Annotated in this window: 16 protein-coding genes; 9 read left to right on the top strand and 7 right to left on the bottom strand. The window is 62.4% G+C overall.

Annotated elements, in window-relative coordinates; translation table 11 throughout:
• Positions 1 to 65: 65 nt before the first annotated feature.
• Positions 66 to 566, bottom strand: a complete 501-nt coding sequence (locus AC1D0I_RS09815) for a (2Fe-2S)-binding protein (protein WP_477394720.1) — start codon at positions 564 to 566, stop codon at positions 66 to 68.
• A gap of 248 nt (positions 567 to 814) precedes the next feature.
• Between AC1D0I_RS09815 and AC1D0I_RS09810 the strand changes: the two genes are divergently transcribed.
• The 3 genes from AC1D0I_RS09810 (at position 815) to AC1D0I_RS09800 (ending at position 4,327) form a co-directional block, all read left to right on the top strand.
• The gene (locus AC1D0I_RS09810; RefSeq protein WP_477394718.1) at positions 815 to 1,999 is read left to right on the top strand and encodes an FIST N-terminal domain-containing protein; all 1,185 of its coding nucleotides are present in this window, start codon (positions 815 to 817) and stop codon (positions 1,997 to 1,999) included.
• Position 2,000: 1 nt separating this feature from the next.
• Positions 2,001 to 3,341 carry a hybrid sensor histidine kinase/response regulator gene (locus tag AC1D0I_RS09805; protein ID WP_477227477.1) on the top strand — a complete coding sequence of 447 codons (1,341 nt, stop codon included), beginning with the start codon at positions 2,001 to 2,003 and terminating at the stop codon, positions 3,339 to 3,341.
• Between the two features lie 557 nt (positions 3,342 to 3,898).
• A complete protein-coding gene (locus AC1D0I_RS09800) occupies positions 3,899 to 4,327 on the top strand; it encodes a hypothetical protein (protein ID WP_477394717.1) in 429 nt (142 codons plus the stop codon).
• A 551-nt stretch (positions 4,328 to 4,878) separates the two neighbouring features.
• On the opposite strand, the gene AC1D0I_RS09795 is transcribed toward AC1D0I_RS09800, so the two are convergent.
• Positions 4,879 to 5,562 (bottom strand): response regulator, encoded by a 684-nt coding sequence (locus AC1D0I_RS09795; RefSeq protein ID WP_477227478.1) that lies wholly within the window; start codon positions 5,560 to 5,562, stop codon positions 4,879 to 4,881.
• A gap of 276 nt (positions 5,563 to 5,838) precedes the next feature.
• On the opposite strand from AC1D0I_RS09795, the gene AC1D0I_RS09790 reads away from it, so the two are divergent.
• The 3 genes from AC1D0I_RS09790 to AC1D0I_RS09780 all read left to right on the top strand — a co-directional run bounded on the left by AC1D0I_RS09790 (position 5,839) and on the right by AC1D0I_RS09780 (position 8,337).
• On the top strand, positions 5,839 to 6,534 hold the full coding sequence (locus AC1D0I_RS09790) for a fumarylacetoacetate hydrolase family protein (protein WP_477394715.1): 696 nt from the start codon (positions 5,839 to 5,841) through the stop codon (positions 6,532 to 6,534).
• Positions 6,535 to 6,538: 4 nt separating this feature from the next.
• The gene (maiA, locus tag AC1D0I_RS09785; RefSeq protein WP_477394713.1) at positions 6,539 to 7,189 is read left to right on the top strand and encodes a maleylacetoacetate isomerase; all 651 of its coding nucleotides are present in this window, start codon (positions 6,539 to 6,541) and stop codon (positions 7,187 to 7,189) included.
• A gap of 107 nt (positions 7,190 to 7,296) precedes the next feature.
• Positions 7,297 to 8,337, top strand: coding sequence for a zinc-dependent alcohol dehydrogenase family protein (locus AC1D0I_RS09780; protein WP_477394711.1), 1,041 nt, complete (start codon positions 7,297 to 7,299; stop codon positions 8,335 to 8,337).
• 23 nt (positions 8,338 to 8,360) lie between these two features.
• Here AC1D0I_RS09780 and AC1D0I_RS09775 read toward each other — a convergent pair whose 3' ends face one another.
• Positions 8,361 to 9,224: a DMT family transporter gene (locus tag AC1D0I_RS09775; RefSeq protein WP_477394709.1), complete on the bottom strand. Its 864-nt coding sequence runs from the start codon at positions 9,222 to 9,224 to the stop codon at positions 8,361 to 8,363.
• A gap of 160 nt (positions 9,225 to 9,384) precedes the next feature.
• On the opposite strand from AC1D0I_RS09775, the gene AC1D0I_RS09770 reads away from it, so the two are divergent.
• Positions 9,385 to 10,734 (top strand): aminotransferase-like domain-containing protein, encoded by a 1,350-nt coding sequence (locus AC1D0I_RS09770; protein WP_477394707.1) that lies wholly within the window; start codon positions 9,385 to 9,387, stop codon positions 10,732 to 10,734.
• A 13-nt stretch (positions 10,735 to 10,747) separates the two neighbouring features.
• Here AC1D0I_RS09770 and AC1D0I_RS09765 read toward each other — a convergent pair whose 3' ends face one another.
• On the bottom strand, positions 10,748 to 11,638 hold the full coding sequence (locus AC1D0I_RS09765; RefSeq protein WP_477394705.1) for a LysR family transcriptional regulator: 891 nt from the start codon (positions 11,636 to 11,638) through the stop codon (positions 10,748 to 10,750).
• Between the two features lie 131 nt (positions 11,639 to 11,769).
• Here AC1D0I_RS09765 and AC1D0I_RS09760 point away from each other — a divergent pair, with 131 nt between their 5' ends.
• Positions 11,770 to 13,209: an MFS transporter gene (locus AC1D0I_RS09760; protein ID WP_477394703.1), complete on the top strand. Its 1,440-nt coding sequence runs from the start codon at positions 11,770 to 11,772 to the stop codon at positions 13,207 to 13,209.
• A gap of 3 nt (positions 13,210 to 13,212) precedes the next feature.
• Here AC1D0I_RS09760 and AC1D0I_RS09755 read toward each other — a convergent pair whose 3' ends face one another.
• The 3 genes from AC1D0I_RS09755 to AC1D0I_RS09745 all read right to left on the bottom strand — a co-directional run bounded on the left by AC1D0I_RS09755 (position 13,213) and on the right by AC1D0I_RS09745 (position 15,735).
• Positions 13,213 to 13,710 (bottom strand): MaoC family dehydratase, encoded by a 498-nt coding sequence (locus tag AC1D0I_RS09755; protein ID WP_477304349.1) that lies wholly within the window; start codon positions 13,708 to 13,710, stop codon positions 13,213 to 13,215.
• A 193-nt stretch (positions 13,711 to 13,903) separates the two neighbouring features.
• On the bottom strand, positions 13,904 to 14,332 hold the full coding sequence (locus tag AC1D0I_RS09750; protein ID WP_095087495.1) for a phasin family protein: 429 nt from the start codon (positions 14,330 to 14,332) through the stop codon (positions 13,904 to 13,906).
• A gap of 107 nt (positions 14,333 to 14,439) precedes the next feature.
• Complete coding sequence (locus AC1D0I_RS09745; RefSeq protein WP_477394701.1) at positions 14,440 to 15,735, bottom strand: DUF445 domain-containing protein; 1,296 nt, start codon at positions 15,733 to 15,735, stop codon at positions 14,440 to 14,442.
• Positions 15,736 to 16,011: 276 nt separating this feature from the next.
• Here AC1D0I_RS09745 and rirA point away from each other — a divergent pair, with 276 nt between their 5' ends.
• Positions 16,012 to 16,476, top strand: a complete 465-nt coding sequence (gene rirA, locus AC1D0I_RS09740; protein WP_095087491.1) for an iron-responsive transcriptional regulator RirA — start codon at positions 16,012 to 16,014, stop codon at positions 16,474 to 16,476.
• The last annotated feature ends 61 nt before the right edge of the window (positions 16,477 to 16,537 follow it).

Raw genomic sequence — 16,537 nt, 5'->3', positions numbered from 1 at the left:
GGTGAGTTGGCGTTTCGTCAGACTGCTGACTATTCGCTACTCCCTATTCGCTGTTCACTTCCTTCTCACGCCGCTTGCCTGGCTTTGCCCTTCGACCCCTTGGACATCGTCTTCGATGCGGCAAGGATCGCCTTCACGATGTTGTGGTAGCCGGTGCAGCGGCAGATGTTGCCCTCGAGTTCGGTGCGCACCGTCGCTTCGTCGAGGCCTTCGGGGTGGCGGTTGATCATGTCGGTCGCCGTCATGATCATGCCCGGCGTGCAGAAGCCGCACTGCAGCCCGTGATGCTCCTTGAAGGCGGYCTGCACCGGATGCAGATCGGCGCCATTGGCAAGGCCCTCGATCGTCACCACGGTCGAGCCGGAGGCCTGTACCGCGAGCATCGAGCAGGATTTGACCGCCTTGCCGTCGACATGGACGACGCAGGCACCGCATTGCGACGTGTCGCAGCCGACATGCGTTCCGGTAAGGCCGAGATTCTCGCGCAGGAAGTGAACCAGAAGCGTTCGGTCCTCGGCAGCGCCGCTGACCCTTTTTCCGTTCACCATCAACGAAATGTCCGACATGCTTCCTCCCTGGGTATCAACCTTGGTCATCACACTGCCGACGCGGTGTTGGCGCTTCGGCCATGCGTTATTCGTACACTGCACAATCGACAAAAAACAGCACGTCGCAAACTCGTTACATTGTACTTTCGGTCATGGGCCGAGCCCAAACGCACGGCCCCGGTCGCCCATTGCCAAAACAGGGTTTGAGGGCAACAATGTTATCAGACGCCCGCGCGCCCGACGCGCATAAAACAGCGTCGGAGGAAATGCGGAGAACACCGCTGGCCAGTTCACGGACGCGCTATGCATGCGGCCTGTCGGCGCTCACCACGGATGAGCCCGACATGGACGCATTCGCCAAGGCGATCGCGTTGGAGGCCGCGGCAATCGACGCCGGCTTCGCGCTGCTGTTCTTTTCCCAGAGCCTGGTCGAGGCCGACACCCTTTCCCAGGCGCTCATGAGCCACGCGCCCGCGCTTCATCACGCGGGCTGCTCGACCGCCGGCGAGATCACGCCGCAAGGCCTTGAGGATGGCCACGTGCTCGCCATGCTGCTTCCGTCCGCCGCGTTCACCGCCGTCAGCGTGATGGTCGACGATCTGTCCTCGTCGGGCATGGACAGGATCACCAGCGAGGTCGAGGCCTTGCGGCGGTCGCTGCGCGCGCGCCTGGGTTGCGACCGCACCAAAGGCACGTTCGCGCTGTGCTTCATCGACGGGCTCTCCTATGCCGAGGAAGCGGTGAGTTCGGCCATCCATTGGGGCCTCGACGACATACCGCTGCTCGGCGGCTCGGCCGGCGACGACCTGAAGTTCGAGACGACGCGCCTGATCTCGAACGGCAACGTCACCTCCGACAGCGCCATCATCGTGCTGATCGCCACCGAAATCCCTTTCCACGTCTTCAAGACCGACAATTTCGTTCCCACCGACGAGAAGCTGGTGGTGACCTCGGCCGATCCCGATCACCGCATCGTGCGCGAGTTCAACGCCACCAACGCGGCGGAGGAATATGCCGCGTCCGTCGGCATCGTTGCTCAGACGCTAACGCCGCTGAGTTTTGCCTCGCATCCGGTGGTGGTGAAGGTAGGCGGCGAATATTATTGCCGGTCTATCCAGAAGATGCATCCCGATGGCTCGCTGTCGTTCTTCTGCGCCATAGACGACGGGGTCGTGCTGTCGATCGCCCAGCCCAAGGACATGGTCGAATCGACGCGCGCCGCGCTCAGGGATGTCGAGGAGCGGCTTGGCGGCATCGACATGATCCTCGGCTTCGACTGCGTGCTGCGCCGCCTGGACGCGCGCAACCGCCAGGTGTTTCGCGATATCTCGGAGCTCTACCGGGTCAACAATGTCATCGGCTTCGGCACTTATGGCGAACAATACCGGTCGATGCATTTGAACCAGACCTTCACCGGCATCGCCTTTGGCGAACGACAGGCGGCGGAATAAGATGCCGCTCAGGGACATCAACGATCTCGAAAAGCTGAAGAAGATCAACGCCGCACTGGTCAGCCGTGTCGAGCGGTCGATGGACCAGCAGGGCAATGCCTTCTCGCTGTTCCAGACCGCGATTTCGCTGGAAAATCGCGTGCGCACGCGCACCGAGGAGCTGCATTCGACCTTGCGCCGGCTGGAGCAGTCGAACATCGACCTCAGCGCCGCCAAGGAAAACGCCGAACTGGCGAACCTGTCCAAGACCCGCTTCCTCGCCGCCGCCAGCCATGACGTGCTGCAGCCGCTGAACGCGGCCCACCTCTCGGTTTCGGCGCTGGCCGAAGTGCAGACCAGCGACGAGGGCAGGAAGCTGGTGCGGCAGGTCGAGCGCTCGCTGGAGACGATGGAGGACCTGCTTCGCACGCTGCTCGACATCTCCAAGCTCGACGCCGGTGTGGTGCAACCCGACACCGGCGACGTCAGCCTGGAGGCGCTGTTCTCGTCGCTGCGCTCGGATTTCCTGCCGGTGGCGGAACTGAAGGGACTGTCGCTGAAATTCCGGCCGGTCAACGCCGTGGTCCGCTCCGACCGAACGCTGCTGCGCCGCATTCTGCAGAACATTCTCTCCAATGCGCTGGGCTACACACGCTCGGGCGGTGTGCTGGTCGGCACCAGACATCGTGGCGACACCATCCGCATCGACGTCGCCGATACCGGCTGCGGCATTCCCGAAGACCAGCGCGAGGCGGTGTTCGAGGAATTCCATCGCGGCACCTCGTCGGCCAATGCCGAGTTGGACGGCGGCGGTCTCGGGCTCGGGCTTGCCATCGTGCGCCGCATGGCCAGCGCGCTCGGCCATCCCGTGACATTTTCATCCAAGGTCGGGCGCGGCACGATCTTCCACATCGATGTTCCGGTCGGAATCGGCGCCCCGGCCGACGCCATCGCCAGCAGCGCCGACATGGAACGGCCGCGCGGCTACGGCCTGTTCGGCACCAAGGTGCTGCTGATCGAGAACGATGTCGAGGTGCTGCAGGCCATGACCTTCCTGCTCGAACGCTGGCAATGCCTGGTGCGGGCCGCGACCTCGACCGACGACGCCCTCGACATGCTGGGCGATACCGACTGGGTGCCCGACATCGTCATCGCCGACCAGCATCTCGACGGCGGCGATCTCGGCACGGCCACCATCGCCGAGGTCCGCGACTATCTCGGCCGCGCCGTGCCGGCGCTGATCGTCACCGCCGACAGTTCCGAAGCCGTCGCCAAGGCGGCGCGCGCCGGCGGCATCGAACTGATGCGCAAGCCGCTGAAGCCGGCGCAATTGAGGGCGCTGCTGGCGCATCTACTGGCTTAGCGAATGATCAATGGGATTCTTGAATGTCTAGGAAAGCCGGCGTCGTTACTCCTATCGTCGGCACCGTTTAAATTCTGGAAATTCCGAAAAACTGTTGAAGATGACCTTCCAGAAATCCGCATAGATTACGTTTCTGCGAGCAACAAATTTTCATTCACATGCGATAACGATGAAAAAATAGACACCATATTTATAGAATCTGACAATTTGGGTCGAGAGCTTCTTGATATCCCCTTTTCATCCAGTCGCAACGATGTGCTGGGTACCCTCGGTGTGCCCTCGAAAAGCGGCGACGCACGGAGAGATCCCATTTTGGGTGAATACGGCCCTTGGGACCGATTTGATAAAGCAGACTATTCGATACATATTTTGTATCACGCTTATGTTGACAGAATAAGGAGGGTGACCTTGGCGCGCGCCGACGCAGTCTCGAGATGATAATTCTAAGATGCGAATTGCGGTGACAGTGCACTTTTATCGAGGCAATTACGGCGACAGTGCACTTTCATCATGTCTGCCACTCGCCCTGACAAATCACCCGGCCCAAAGAATCGACAATGATAGTACAGTTCTATGGCATCACCTTCGACCTGCCTGCCGGATGGGAAGACATAACCGACGACCTTCCCGCAGGATCACCACCCACCTTGGCTAGAGCATCAGGTGTCGGCGCCCTTCAATTCTCTATTGCGAAGTATCGTGCTGGGGAAAAGCCAAACGCAGGTTTCGGCGTCCTTAGATCGTTCATGATTGAATTTTGTCAAAACAACCTCATAGACGCCAAGCGTATTTGGGCACGAAAATTTGACAGCACAATGTGCGTCGGCGTCTCCTCAGAGACTGAAGATAAGACGTTGTCCGCGTGGTATTTATCAAACGGAAACGATTTTGCATTCGTGACATACGTCGCCCTGGGTGTGGAAAACGACCGTATGAATAAGGAGTTGGATGAAGCGACAGAAATTGTTTCGTCTATATCGCTTTAGCGCCCCGAAACACGCGCTATTCAAGGTGAGAATTACTGTGACAAGTGCGCTTTTTTCGCGATGTTCGCTTGGGCGCCATTTCATAACGAGGGGATTTATTAATGGGAGATCAACCGCGATTGCGGTATGAAAATAATTTATGGATGCTAGAAGGTCTAAGGGGGAATATCATCTCAAAGAAGTTAGAGATTTCTTCCGACTTTGTTCGTTGCTGGATGATTCGTTCTTGACCGCCGCTGATACCGTCAAAGAATGGATTGATGGACGCACGCAACAGAATTTTCCTATGTGGAAGATCGTTGCGGCAGCATTCTTATCAAAGTCACGGTTAGCATCCGAGAAAGCCACAGCATGGCTGCCCTCACTAGCAGACGAAGACCTTCGCGAACTCCAGCCCTATTTGTCGGATATTGTGTCGTCCAGATGGGTTAACCAGAAAACGCGTCATCTCGCGAGAAAGTACGTCAATCGGTCGCATTATTAAATTTCAATATGACGAAAAGCACTTTTTGCCAACCGGCGCCACCACCCCACCCCCGTTCCGCTTCGCCTCAAAACCCCGCCTGATCCCTGAACAACTCCGCATTGTCCAGTTTCGACACCTCGATCACCGCTTGCGTGCGGCTGTACACATTCAGCTTGCGCAGGATTTCCGACACATGGGCCTTGACCGTGGTTTCGCCGACCTGCAGCTCGTAGGCGATCTGCTTGTTGAGCAGGCCCTGACGCAGCATCTGCAGCACCCGCAATTGTTGCGGCGTCAGCGTCGACAGGCGCTGCACCATGTCGGCGCGGTCGACGCTGTCGGCGTCCGGCGTGCGGGCTTCATAGGTTTCCGGCACATAGATCGCACCTTCCATCACCGAGCGTATGGCGGCGGCGAGGTCGCTCTTGCGCGCCGATTTCGGGATGAAGCCGGCCGCCCCATAGGACAGCGCCTCGGAAATGATTTTTGGCTCCTCATAGCCCGAGACGATGACCACCGGCAGGCGCGGATAGCGAGTTCGGAGCTGCAGCAGCCCTTCGAAGCCGTGCACGTCGGGCATGCTGAGGTCGAGCAGCGCCAGATCGAACGGCTTGGCGCCGGCCAGAAGATCGAGCGCCTCGGTGATCGAGCGCGCCTCCACCGTGTCGACTTCCGGATAGGCCATCTGCACCGCGCTGTGCAGCGCCTCGCGAAACAGCGGATGGTCGTCGATGATCAGGAACCGGGCGCGATCGTGGATTGCGGTCATGGGGTTCATTTCGGCTCAGGGGCGATTGATGCATGTCGCCCAAAAGTGGCCCCGGTTTTGGGTGAACGACATGCATGAGACAAAGACCTAAAGCGCGTCGCCTCAAATCCGTTCAAACGCGACGCGCTTTAGAATAGCCTCGCGACCATGGCCAGATTATTGCCAAATAGTACATCGCCATCTCCATCGGGAAGCGCGGCCGCGCTTTCTCGATCGCTTCGCCTTGCCCGGGCGCACAAATCGGCCGAATGTTCCGGCAACCAAGCAGAGACCCACATGACCGCCTTCGTCCTTCCCTCGCCCGCGACATCATCGGTGGCCGTTGCAGGTTCGCCCGAGCGTTTTGCGGTGCGCCGTATCTTCTGCGTCGGCCGCAACTATGCGGCGCATGCCCGCGAATTCGGCAATGACGAGCGCGATCCGCCCTTCTTCTTCACCAAGCCGGCCGATGCGGTGGTCGATTCCGGCACCACCATCCCCTACCCGCCCTTGACCGGCAATCTGCACCACGAGATCGAACTGGTCGCCGCGATCGGCAAGCCGGGCTTTCGCATCGCGCGCGAGCGGGCTCTAGATCATGTCTGGGGTTATGGCGTCGGCATCGACCTCACCCGCCGCGATCTGCAGGATGAAGCCAAGAAGACGGCGCGGCCCTGGGACTGGTCGAAGGCGTTCGACCGCTCCGCGCCTTGCGGCCCGCTGGTCCCCGCGGCGAAAGCCGGCCACCCGCAAAAGGGCCGCATCTGGCTCGCCGTCAATGGCAAGGTCAGGCAGGATGCCGACCTCGCCGAACTGATCTGGCCGATCGCCGATATCGTATCGATCTGCAGCGAGGCGGTGGAACTGGAACCCGGCGACCTGATCTTCACCGGCACGCCGGCCGGTGTCGGCGCGGTAGGCCCAGGCGACACGATGACTGGCGGCGTCGACGGCATCGGCACGATCGAAATCACCGTCGGCCAGCCGAGGTGAGCGCATGAGCGACATCGTCCTGCACAACTACTATCGCTCCTCCACCTCCTATCGGGTGCGGATTGCGCTGGAGATGAAGGGGCTGAGCTATGTTTATGTCCCGCATCATTTGCGCCATGGCGAGCATCTGGAGCCAGCCTATCTCGCGGTCAATCCGCAAGGGCTGGTGCCGGCGCTGATCCTCGACGACGGAACGCTCTTGACGCAATCGCTGGCGATCATCGAATTCCTCGACGAGACCCGTCCCGAACCACCGCTGCTGCCGAAGGACGCGGCTGGCCGGGCGCGGGTCCGGATGCTGGCGCAGATGATCGCCTGCGACATTCATCCGGTGAACAATCTGCGCGTGCTGACCTCGCTGCGCACCTTGTTCGGCGCCGGCGACCACGACATCGCCAACTGGTTCCGCCACTGGGTGAACGAAGGCTTTCAGCCGCTGGAAAAGATCCTGGCTGCCTCGGCCGAGACAGGAACATTCTGCCATGGCGACATGCCGGGCTTGGCCGACATCTGCCTGGCTGCGCAGGTCACCAGCAATGCCCGTTTCGGCCTCGACATGACGCCTTACCCGACGATCGCGCGCATCAACGCCGCTTGCATGGCCCTTTCGGCCTTCCAGAAGGCGGCTCCCCAGAACCAGATCGATGCCGAGTAGGACTTCATTCGCTCCGGMCACCATGTTTGGCGGATTCGATTTCCGCTTGACCGCACAGGGAATCGGCTATCGTTTCCCACAGGCCATTTGAAGGTTGGGAGTTACCAATGAAAGCCGTCGTCTTCGAGAAATTCGGCGAAGCGCCGACGATCCAGACCGTTCCCGATCCGAAACCGGCTGCCGATGGCGTCGTCATCAAGGTCGAGGCGACCGGGCTGTGCCGCAGCGACTGGCATGGCTGGATGGGTCATGACGACGGCATCCGTCTGCCGCATGTACCGGGCCATGAGCTGGCCGGTGTCGTGGTTGCCGCCGGCAAGCATGTCACCCGCTGGAAGGCCGGCGAGCGCGTCACCGTGCCGTTCGCCGTCGGCTGCGGCCACTGCTTCGAATGCACCTCGGGCAATCACCAAGTCTGCGAACATCAGACGCAGCCCGGCTTCACCGGCTGGGGCTCGTTCGCCGAATATGTCGCCATCGAACACGCCGACACCAATCTCGTGCGCTTGCCCGACGAAATGGAATTCGCCACCGCCGCCAGCCTCGGCTGCCGCTTCGTCACCTCGTTTCGCGCCATCGTCGATCAGGGCCGGGTGACGCCGGGCGAATGGGTGGCGGTGCATGGCTGCGGCGGCGTCGGCCTGTCGGCGATCATGATCGCCAGCGCGATGGGCGCCAATGTCATCGCCATCGACCTCACCGACGAGAAGCTCGATTTCGCCAGGAAGATCGGCGCCGTCGCCACCATCAACGCGTCGAAAACGCCGAATGTCGTCAAGGCCGTGAAGCAGATCACCAATGGCGGTGCGCACATGTCGATGGACGCGCTCGGCCACCCCACCACCTCATTCAACTCGATCGCGAACCTGCGCCGGCGCGGCCGCCATGTGCAGGTCGGCCTGATGCTGGGGGAGCACGCCCGCCCACAGGTGCCGATGGACAAGGTGATTGCCTTCGAGCTCGAGATTCTCGGCAGCCACGGCATGCAGGCCTATCGCTACCAGGCGATGATGGAGATGATCCGCAACGGCAAGCTCAAGCCCGAACTTCTGGTCGGCAAGAAGATCAGCCTCGACGAGGCGCCCGCGGCCTTGATGGCGATGGGCGGCTTCGAGGGTATCGGCATCGGGGTGGTGACGAAGTTCTAGGGACAGGAGCCGCCGCCCCGGAACTACCTGGCAAATTTCTTCGCGCCGAACACGCATAGCACCACACCGAGCGTCACGACCACCATTAGCGGACTGACCTGCTCATGCAGCAGCGTCGCCGCCAGCGCCAGGCCAAAGAACGGCTGCAAAAGCTGTAACTGTCCGACGGCGGCGATGCCGCCTTGCGCAAGGCCGCGGTACCAGAACACGAAGCCTATCAGCATGCTGAACAGCGAGACATAGGCGAGCCCAATCCAGGCGTTGGAGCCGACGCTGGCAAAGGATGGCGGCAGCGTCGCGAAAGTCAGCACCAGCATGATCGGCAGCGACAGCACCAGCGCCCAGCAGATCACTTGCCAGCCGCCGAGCTTGCGCGACAGCGCTGCACCCTCGGCATAACCCAGGCCGCAGACGACGATGGCGGCCAGCATCAGACCATCGCCGACCGGCGAGGCTGTCACGCCCTGCATCAGGGCAAAGCCCGCGACAAGCGCGCTGCCCACGCACGAGAACAGCCAGAACGCCGGGCGAGGACGTTCACCGCCGCGCAGCACGCCGAAAATCGCCGTCGCCAGCGGCAGCAGGCCGACGAAGATGATGGAATGGGCCGAGGTGACGTGCTTGAGCGCCAGTGCCGTCAGCAGGGGAAAACCCACCACCACGCCGAGCGCGACGATGACCAGCGACAGCAGATCCCCTCGCTCCGGGCGCTTTTGGCGGAACACCAGCAGCAGGGCGAGACCAAGCAGTCCGGCAATCGCCGCGCGGGCCGATGTCACGAAGGTTGGATCGAAATCCATCACGGCGACGCGCGTTGCCGGAAGCGAGCCGCTGAAAATCAGCACGCCGACGAATCCGTTCACCCAGCCGCTCGCCATCTTGTCCATCACAGGCTCCGTTTGTTTCGCCCTCTATCGGGCCTGCACCTATGGCGTCGCCAGAGACAATGGGGTACAATTTTGCAAAACTGTAATGGTCGACTAGGCAGTACAGATGACGATAACAGCGCCTGAGACTGAGGACACGGTCACTTTGGTCGAGAGTGTGATGGCAACTGTCCGCCAGCGGATTGCCGCGCGCAGCCTGACTCCGGGAGCGCGATTGCCGTCGATCCGCGCCTTCGCCAAATCCATGCAGGTTTCCAAATCCACCGTGGTCGAAGCCTATGAGCGGCTCGCCGCAGAAGGCGCGATCCGCTCCCGGCCGGGCTCAGGCTTCTATGCCGCCGGCTCGCTGGCGCCGCTGTCTCTGGCCGAGATCGGTCCCCGGCTCGATCGCGCGGTCGATCCGCTCTGGATCTCGCGCCAGTCTCTGGAGGCAGGCGATGACAGTCTGAAACCCGGCTGCGGATGGCTGCCGGCCGCGTGGATGCCCCAGGCAGGGTTACGCCGTGCGCTGCGCACCGTGGCCCGCGCCGAGGATGTCGCGCTCGCCGACTACGGCACGCCGCTCGGCCTGCCGCCGCTGCGGAACCTGCTGGCGAGGCGCATGGCCGAACATAGCATCGAAGCCTCTCCCGAACAGATCATGTTGACGGAATCGGGCACGCAGGCCATCGATCTCCTGTGCCGGTTCCTGATCGAGCCCGGTGACACGGTACTGGTCGACGATCCCTGCTATTTCAATTTCCACGCTCTGCTGCGCGCCCACCGCGCCAAGGTCGTCAGCGTTCCCTACACACCGTCGGGGCCGGATATCGACCTGTTCGCGCAGGCGTTGGCCGAGCATCGGCCTCGCCTCTACATCACCAATTCGGCCATCCACAACCCGACCGGCGCGATCCTTTCGCCAGTCACGGCCCACCGGCTGCTCAAGCTCGCCGATCAATCCGACCTGACCATCGTCGAGGACGACATCTTTGCCGATTTCGAACATGCGCCAGCCCCCAGGCTGGCGGCATTCGATGGACTGAGCCGGGTCGTCCAGATCGGCAGTTTCTCCAAGACGCTGTCCGCGTCGGTTCGCTGCGGCTTCATCGCAGCACCCCGCGACTGGATCGAGCGCCTGACCGATCTCAAGATCGCCACCACCTTCGGCGGCGGGCGGCTTGCAGCCGAACTGGTGCTGACACTGCTGAAGGACGGCAGCTACCGCAAGCACATGGATCTGCTGCGGGCACGACTTTCGCGCGCCATGGGCGAGACGAACACCCGCCTGAGGGCAATCGGCATCACGCCCTGGATCGACCAGCCGGCCGGCATGTTCCTATGGTGCAGCCTGCCGGATGGCGTCGATGCGGCCGAAGTCGCCCGCCGGGCTCTCTCCGACAACATCGTGCTGGCCCCCGGCAATGCGTTCAGCCTATCCCAGGCAGCCAGCCGCTTCCTGCGCTTCAACGTTGCCCAGTGCGCGGACCAGCGGATTTTCAAGGTGGTTGAGGCGGCGATGGCGCGTTGACGTTGCGAGGTGGTCAGCGAGCCGCACAGACCTCCCGCACGCAGTCGCGCAACCAGCGCTGTGCCGGATCGGCATCGAGACGCGGATGCCAGAGCATGGAGATGGTGACCTCCACGGTGGTGACCGGCAGCGGAAAGCTGTGCATGCCGGCGCGCGCGCCTTCGGTGTGCCGCTCGGGCACGCTGGCAATCAGGTCCGATGCACGCGCCAAGGCAAGCGTCGCCGAAAAGCCGGAAACCATGCACACGACAGTCCGCTGGAGTCCGAGCCGCTCAAGGGCTTGATCGATCGGCCCTTTCTCGCGGCCACGCCGCGAAACACTGATGTGGCGACCTGCCGCGTAGCGGTCGGGCGTCACGACGCCCTCGCTCAAGGGATGGCCAGCGCGCACGGCACCGATGAAGCGGTCGCGAAACAGGGCCTGGATACGCATCTCAGGCCCGGTTTCACCAGCGACGCCGATTTCTAGGTCAACCGCCGCCTCGCGCAGCGACGTGACATCCTTGTCGGACTTCGGCGCGAAACGCAGTCGCACGCGTGGCGCCTCCGCTTCGATGCGAGCAACAAGGCGCGGCGCGAACTCTTCCACGAAGCTTTCATTGGTGCGCAGTGTGAAAGTCCTGGCGAGACCTGAAAGGTCGAGGAGCGTGGCAGGGCGCAGGAGTGTTTCCGCATCCTGGACGACGCGACCAGCCTGCTGCCGCAACTCCTGCGCACGCGGTGTCGGAACCAGGCCGCGGCCGGCGCGAACCAGCAGCGGATCGCCCGTCGCCTCGCGCAGCCGCGCCAGCGTCCGGCTCATCGCCGAGGGGCTGAGACCAAGACGATTGGCGGCGCGCGCCACACTGCCTTCGGTCAGCAGAACGTCGAGAGCGACGAGCAAATTGAGATCGGGCGATGCCATCGGCGGATCATAGCACACGATATGGCGTTTGGTGCACGAATAACATGCAAATGCTGCGCCTTCCGCCATATCAACCAAGAGACTAGATCTCCGACAGCTCCGGTTCTGGAGCCGATGGAAAGGAGATCGCCTTGGCAATCGCACAGCAAAATGAGCGCGTATCGGCGCCGCCCCAGGTCCAATCCTCCCGCCGGGCGCTGGCGAGCCTTTCGCTCGCCACCCTGCTGTCGTCGCTGGGAACCAGCATTGCCAGCGTCGGCCTGCCGTCGCTGATGCAGGCGTTCGGCGCTTCGTTCCAGTCGGTGCAGTGGGTTGTTCTGGCCTATCTGCTCGCCATCACCACATTGATTGTCAGCGCCGGACGGCTGGCCGACATGTTCGGGCGCCGGCCGTTGCTGCTTGGCGGCATCGCGCTGTTCACGCTGGCATCCATACTCTGCGGCCTGGCGCCAACGCTCTGGCTGCTGATCGCCGCGCGGGCCGTGCAAGGACTTGGTGCGGCGCTGATGATGGCGCTGACGCTGGCTTTTGTCGCCGAAACGGTGAGCAAGGCCAAAACCGGCAGCGCCATGGGCCTGCTCGGCGCCATGTCCGCAATCGGCACGACACTCGGGCCGTCGCTCGGCGGCCTTCTGATCGCGGGCTTCGGCTGGCGGGCGATTTTCCTCGTCAACGTGCCGCTGGGCATGCTCACCTTCGCTCTCGCCTATCGTGCCTTGCCGGCGCGCGGCAAGGCAGCCCAGACCGATCCAGGCAAGTTCGACGCCGTAGGCACCGCCCTGCTGGCCCTGACGCTGGCCGCCTATGCGCTGGCCATGACTCTAGGCAGGGGCAATTTCGGCGCACTCAACCTCGGCCTGCTGATAGCTGCCGGCATCGGCGTCGTTCTGTTCGCCGCTGCGCAGGCGAAAGTGAAGAACCCCTTGATCAAGCTTGCCGGCTTCCGTGACCTCCAGTTGAGCGCCAGCCTGGCGATGAGCCTCGTCGTCGCAACGGTGATGATGGCGACCCTGGTGGTTGCCCCGTTCTACCTGTCGCGCGGGCTCGGGCTAGATGCCGCTATGGTCGGCCTCGTGCTGTCGACCGGCCCGCTCCTCTCGGCCCTGTCGGCGCTGCTGGCCGGACGCCTGACCGACCGCTTCGGAGCCCACAGGATGATGGTTGCCGGCTTGGCCACCCTCGCCACCGGCACCTTCCTGCTGTCGCTCGCCATGACGAAACTCGGCATTGCCAGCTATGTCGTGCCGATCACCATCACCTGCATCGGCTACGCGCTGTTCCAGACGTCCAACAATGCAGCCATCATGACCGGTGTTGGCGCCGGCGAGCGCGGTGTCGTCTCCGGCCTACTCAATCTGTCGCGCAATCTCGGCCTCATCACCGGCGCATCGTTGATGGGCGCCGTCTTCGCCGTCGCATCGGCTGGGGAACAAGACATTCTGAGTTCCGTGGCCGCCGCCCGGGGAATGCAGGTGACCTTTCAGACGGCAACGGCACTGGCGCTGGTCGCGCTGTTCCTTGCGCTGCTCTCGGCCCGCACCGTTGGCCGCGCGCAGCCCAGCGTTTCGTAACGCTCAGGCCCCTGCCCGTTTTCGGCGCTCGTAGAGCATGACCAGCGTTTCAGCGGTGAGCGCCGGCTTTTCCTCGCCTTCGATCTCTACCGTGTTGGCCGCCTTCATCAGATACTGGCCAGGGCCTCTATCCTCCATGGACAACAGCACGGCGCGCAGCCTGATACGCGCGCCGACCTTGACCGGCGCCAGGAAACGCACCTTGTCGAAACCGTAGTTGAACGCAGCCTGGGTGTTTTCGGGCACGATGCCCATGCCGAGCGCCAGCGCGCCGATGATCGACAGCGTCAGGTAACCGTGCGCGATCGTCGTGCGGAACGGGCTTTGCCGTCGCGCCCGCTCAGGGTCGACATGAATCCATTGATGGTCGCCGGTGCATTCGGCGAACTGGTTGATACGATTCTGGTCGACCGTCGTCCACTCAGACACGCCAAGCTCCTGCCCGGCCATCGTCCTCAATTGCTCGTAGGTCGGCGGCGTCTTGAGCCGTATTTCAGTCATTCCTGGTTTCCCGATAGCTTCCAACGCCTCCGGACCACGAACTGGCGGCCCCTGTCAATTCGCCCTGCGCGAATCCGTTCCGCCGACTTCGGCCGCGATCGTGCCATGCCGCCCGCCGCAACGGCAGGGTAAATCGGGATTTCTATGGCTTTCGGGCTGCCGGCGGCAACAATGCCACCTTGGCCGGAGACCGCTACTTCCTGTCGTAGCCGGCGCGGATTTCCTCCATCGCCTCCTTGATGCGCGTGCGCAGGATGTCGACCGATTCGGTGCCGGATTTCTTGACCAGTTCAGCCACTTCGCCGGCGTTCTTCAACGCAGCCTCGAAGGATTTGCGCGCGAATTCCGTCTGTTTGGCCATCAGTTCCTGCGGATTGCCCGGCGCCCTGTAGCTTTGCGCCATCTCGGTAACCTCGCGCAGCGTGTCCTGCAGCATTTCGCGCTGCCTGGACAACAGCGAGGTCGCGCCGGCAGCACTGGCTCGGGCCGATTTTTCCAGCGCTTCGAGGTTCTTGCGATGATGCGCAAGAATTGCCTCTACATCGACGTTGGGCACTTTGAGGTCGCGGCCGAACTTGCCGAACATGTCCATGAAGGAATCAGATTCCGGTTGCTTGGCCATGATGGTCTCTCCCCTGTCGCCGCCGATTGGGCTTCCGGACAAGAGAATAGCACCGAAGTGCTGCGTGTCCATTCGATCGCAGTGAATGGCCCAGGCCCGAATGGGCGTCAGCCGACAAGGAACAGCCGCTCGGCGACATAGAGCACGACACCGGCAAGCCCACCGATGATCATACCGTTGAAGCGGATGTATTGCAGGTCCCTGCCGATGTTCATCTCGATCAGCCGTGTCAGCTGCGTCAGGTCCCAGCGCTTGACCTGGTCGGCGATGAATTTCGACACGCCGCTCTTCTGGCTCTCCACGAACGAAGCGAGCGCCACCACGAACCCCTGGTTCATGTCGGCCCGGATCTGCGCATCGCCGGCGAGATGGCGACCGATCTCGACGAACATGTTGGCGAGATGCGTACGGATGATCGACTCCTGCGCCTTGGCGTCCTGCTCGATGAACTGGCTGAGGCTTGCCCACATGTCGCCGGCCAATCCCTTGACCTCCGGCCGGGCCAGGAAATCGCGTTTCAGCTTCTCGGCGCGCTTGGCATACTGCTTCGATGTCCTGAGCCTTTCGATGAAGGCTTGAGCGAAACGGTCGAATTCGGCGCGCATTGGATGGTCGGGATCGGCCCGCACCTCGTCGAGCAGCGAACCGGCCGAGGCGACGATCTTCTTCAGCAGGTAAGCGTCGGCGCGGAACAGGTTGAACAGCGACGGCAACTCCTCGCGGATCTTCTCGCGCATCGTCGCCAGCGCCTGCTCGTCGTTGAGGAACCGGCCGATCACCTTGGTGAATTCGTCGAACAGTTTCTGGTGGCGACGGTCGTCGGTGAGCGCCGACAACAGCTCGGCCGCCAGCGGCGCCAGCGGCACCTTTTCGATCTGCTCGAGCATGCGGCTGGTGACGAAGCCACGCAGGCCGGATTGCTCGACGGCGGCGAGCGTCTGAGGGACCAGCCGCACGACAAAGCGCGACAGGCCTGCCGCACGTTCGGCATCGGCGAGCCAGTCGGCGACCAGCGCCGAGAAATCGACCTCGGCAAGCTTTTCACGCACTGGTTCGGGCGCCAGGAAATTGACCTCGATGAAGCGGCCGAGATTGTCGGCGATGCGGCTCTGGTTCTCGGGGATGATGGCGGTGTGCGGGATCGGCAATCCCAGCGGCCGCCTGAACAGCGCCACCACCGCGTACCAGTCGGCCAGCCCGCCGATGGTCGCGGCCTCGGCAAAGGCAGCAACAAATCCGAGCCACGGATAGATGTGCTCGAACGATTTGGCGAGCGCAAACACCAGCACGCAAAGCGCCAGCGCCGCCGCCGCGATAAACTTTGTCCACCGCAAGGCGGAAAGCTTGGCCTCCGCGTCGGCATCGAAACGGACAGGCGCCAGCGACTGGACCGATTGTGACATGGATGAGCTGCTCCTCGTCAATCTCGGGCCTATTTAGTGTTTCATCAGGCGAAATGCCCGTTACAGCCGGTTTCGCTCGCACCTTGCTCGGATGCACACACAAAGTTGACGAGAATGTTCATCTATTGTGCCCGGCTAGTCTGGAATTGTTCCAAGGTATAGGCCATATTCCGCCCAGGCCAATGTGGCGAATCCGAAATTTCGGGGTCAGAGCCGCATCAGTAAAGTTTTGAAATCTGGCGTGGTTCTACCGCGCCAGCGCGTTGTGAGGACAAAATGCGGCTTACGCGCCAGACCAACTATGCCATGCGCATCCTGATGTATTGTGCCGCCAACAATGATCGATTGAGCCGCATCCCCGAGATCGCGGCCGCCTACTCGGTGTCGGAGCTGTTCCTGTTCAAGATCCTGCAGCCGCTGGTCGAGCACGGCCTGGTCGAGACCGTGCGTGGCAGGAATGGCGGCGTCAGGCTTGGCCGTGCCGCTGAGTCCATCAGCCTGTTCGATGTCGTGCGCGTGACCGAAGAGAGCTTCGCCATGGCCGAATGCTTCGAGAACGATGCCGCCGAATGCCCGCTGGTCGACAGCTGTGCGCTGAACTCGGCATTGCGCGAGGCGCTGAACGCGTTCTTCGCGGTGCTGGAGCGCTACACGATCGCCGATCTCGTGGCGGCGCGGCCGAATGTGCGCAACCTGCTCGGTATCGACATGCTGGTTGAGCGCCGCGCACCTGCCGCCTGAGCAAGTCTCCCCGTCTGAGTAGGTCTGTTGAGATTCAGGTTAGGACGAGTCGAGAATGGCG

Source organism: Mesorhizobium sp. P2_D1, from assembly GCF_056404455.1.
The sequence above is the reverse complement of the archived record's forward strand: the minus strand, read 5'-3'. Positions and strand labels throughout refer to the sequence as shown.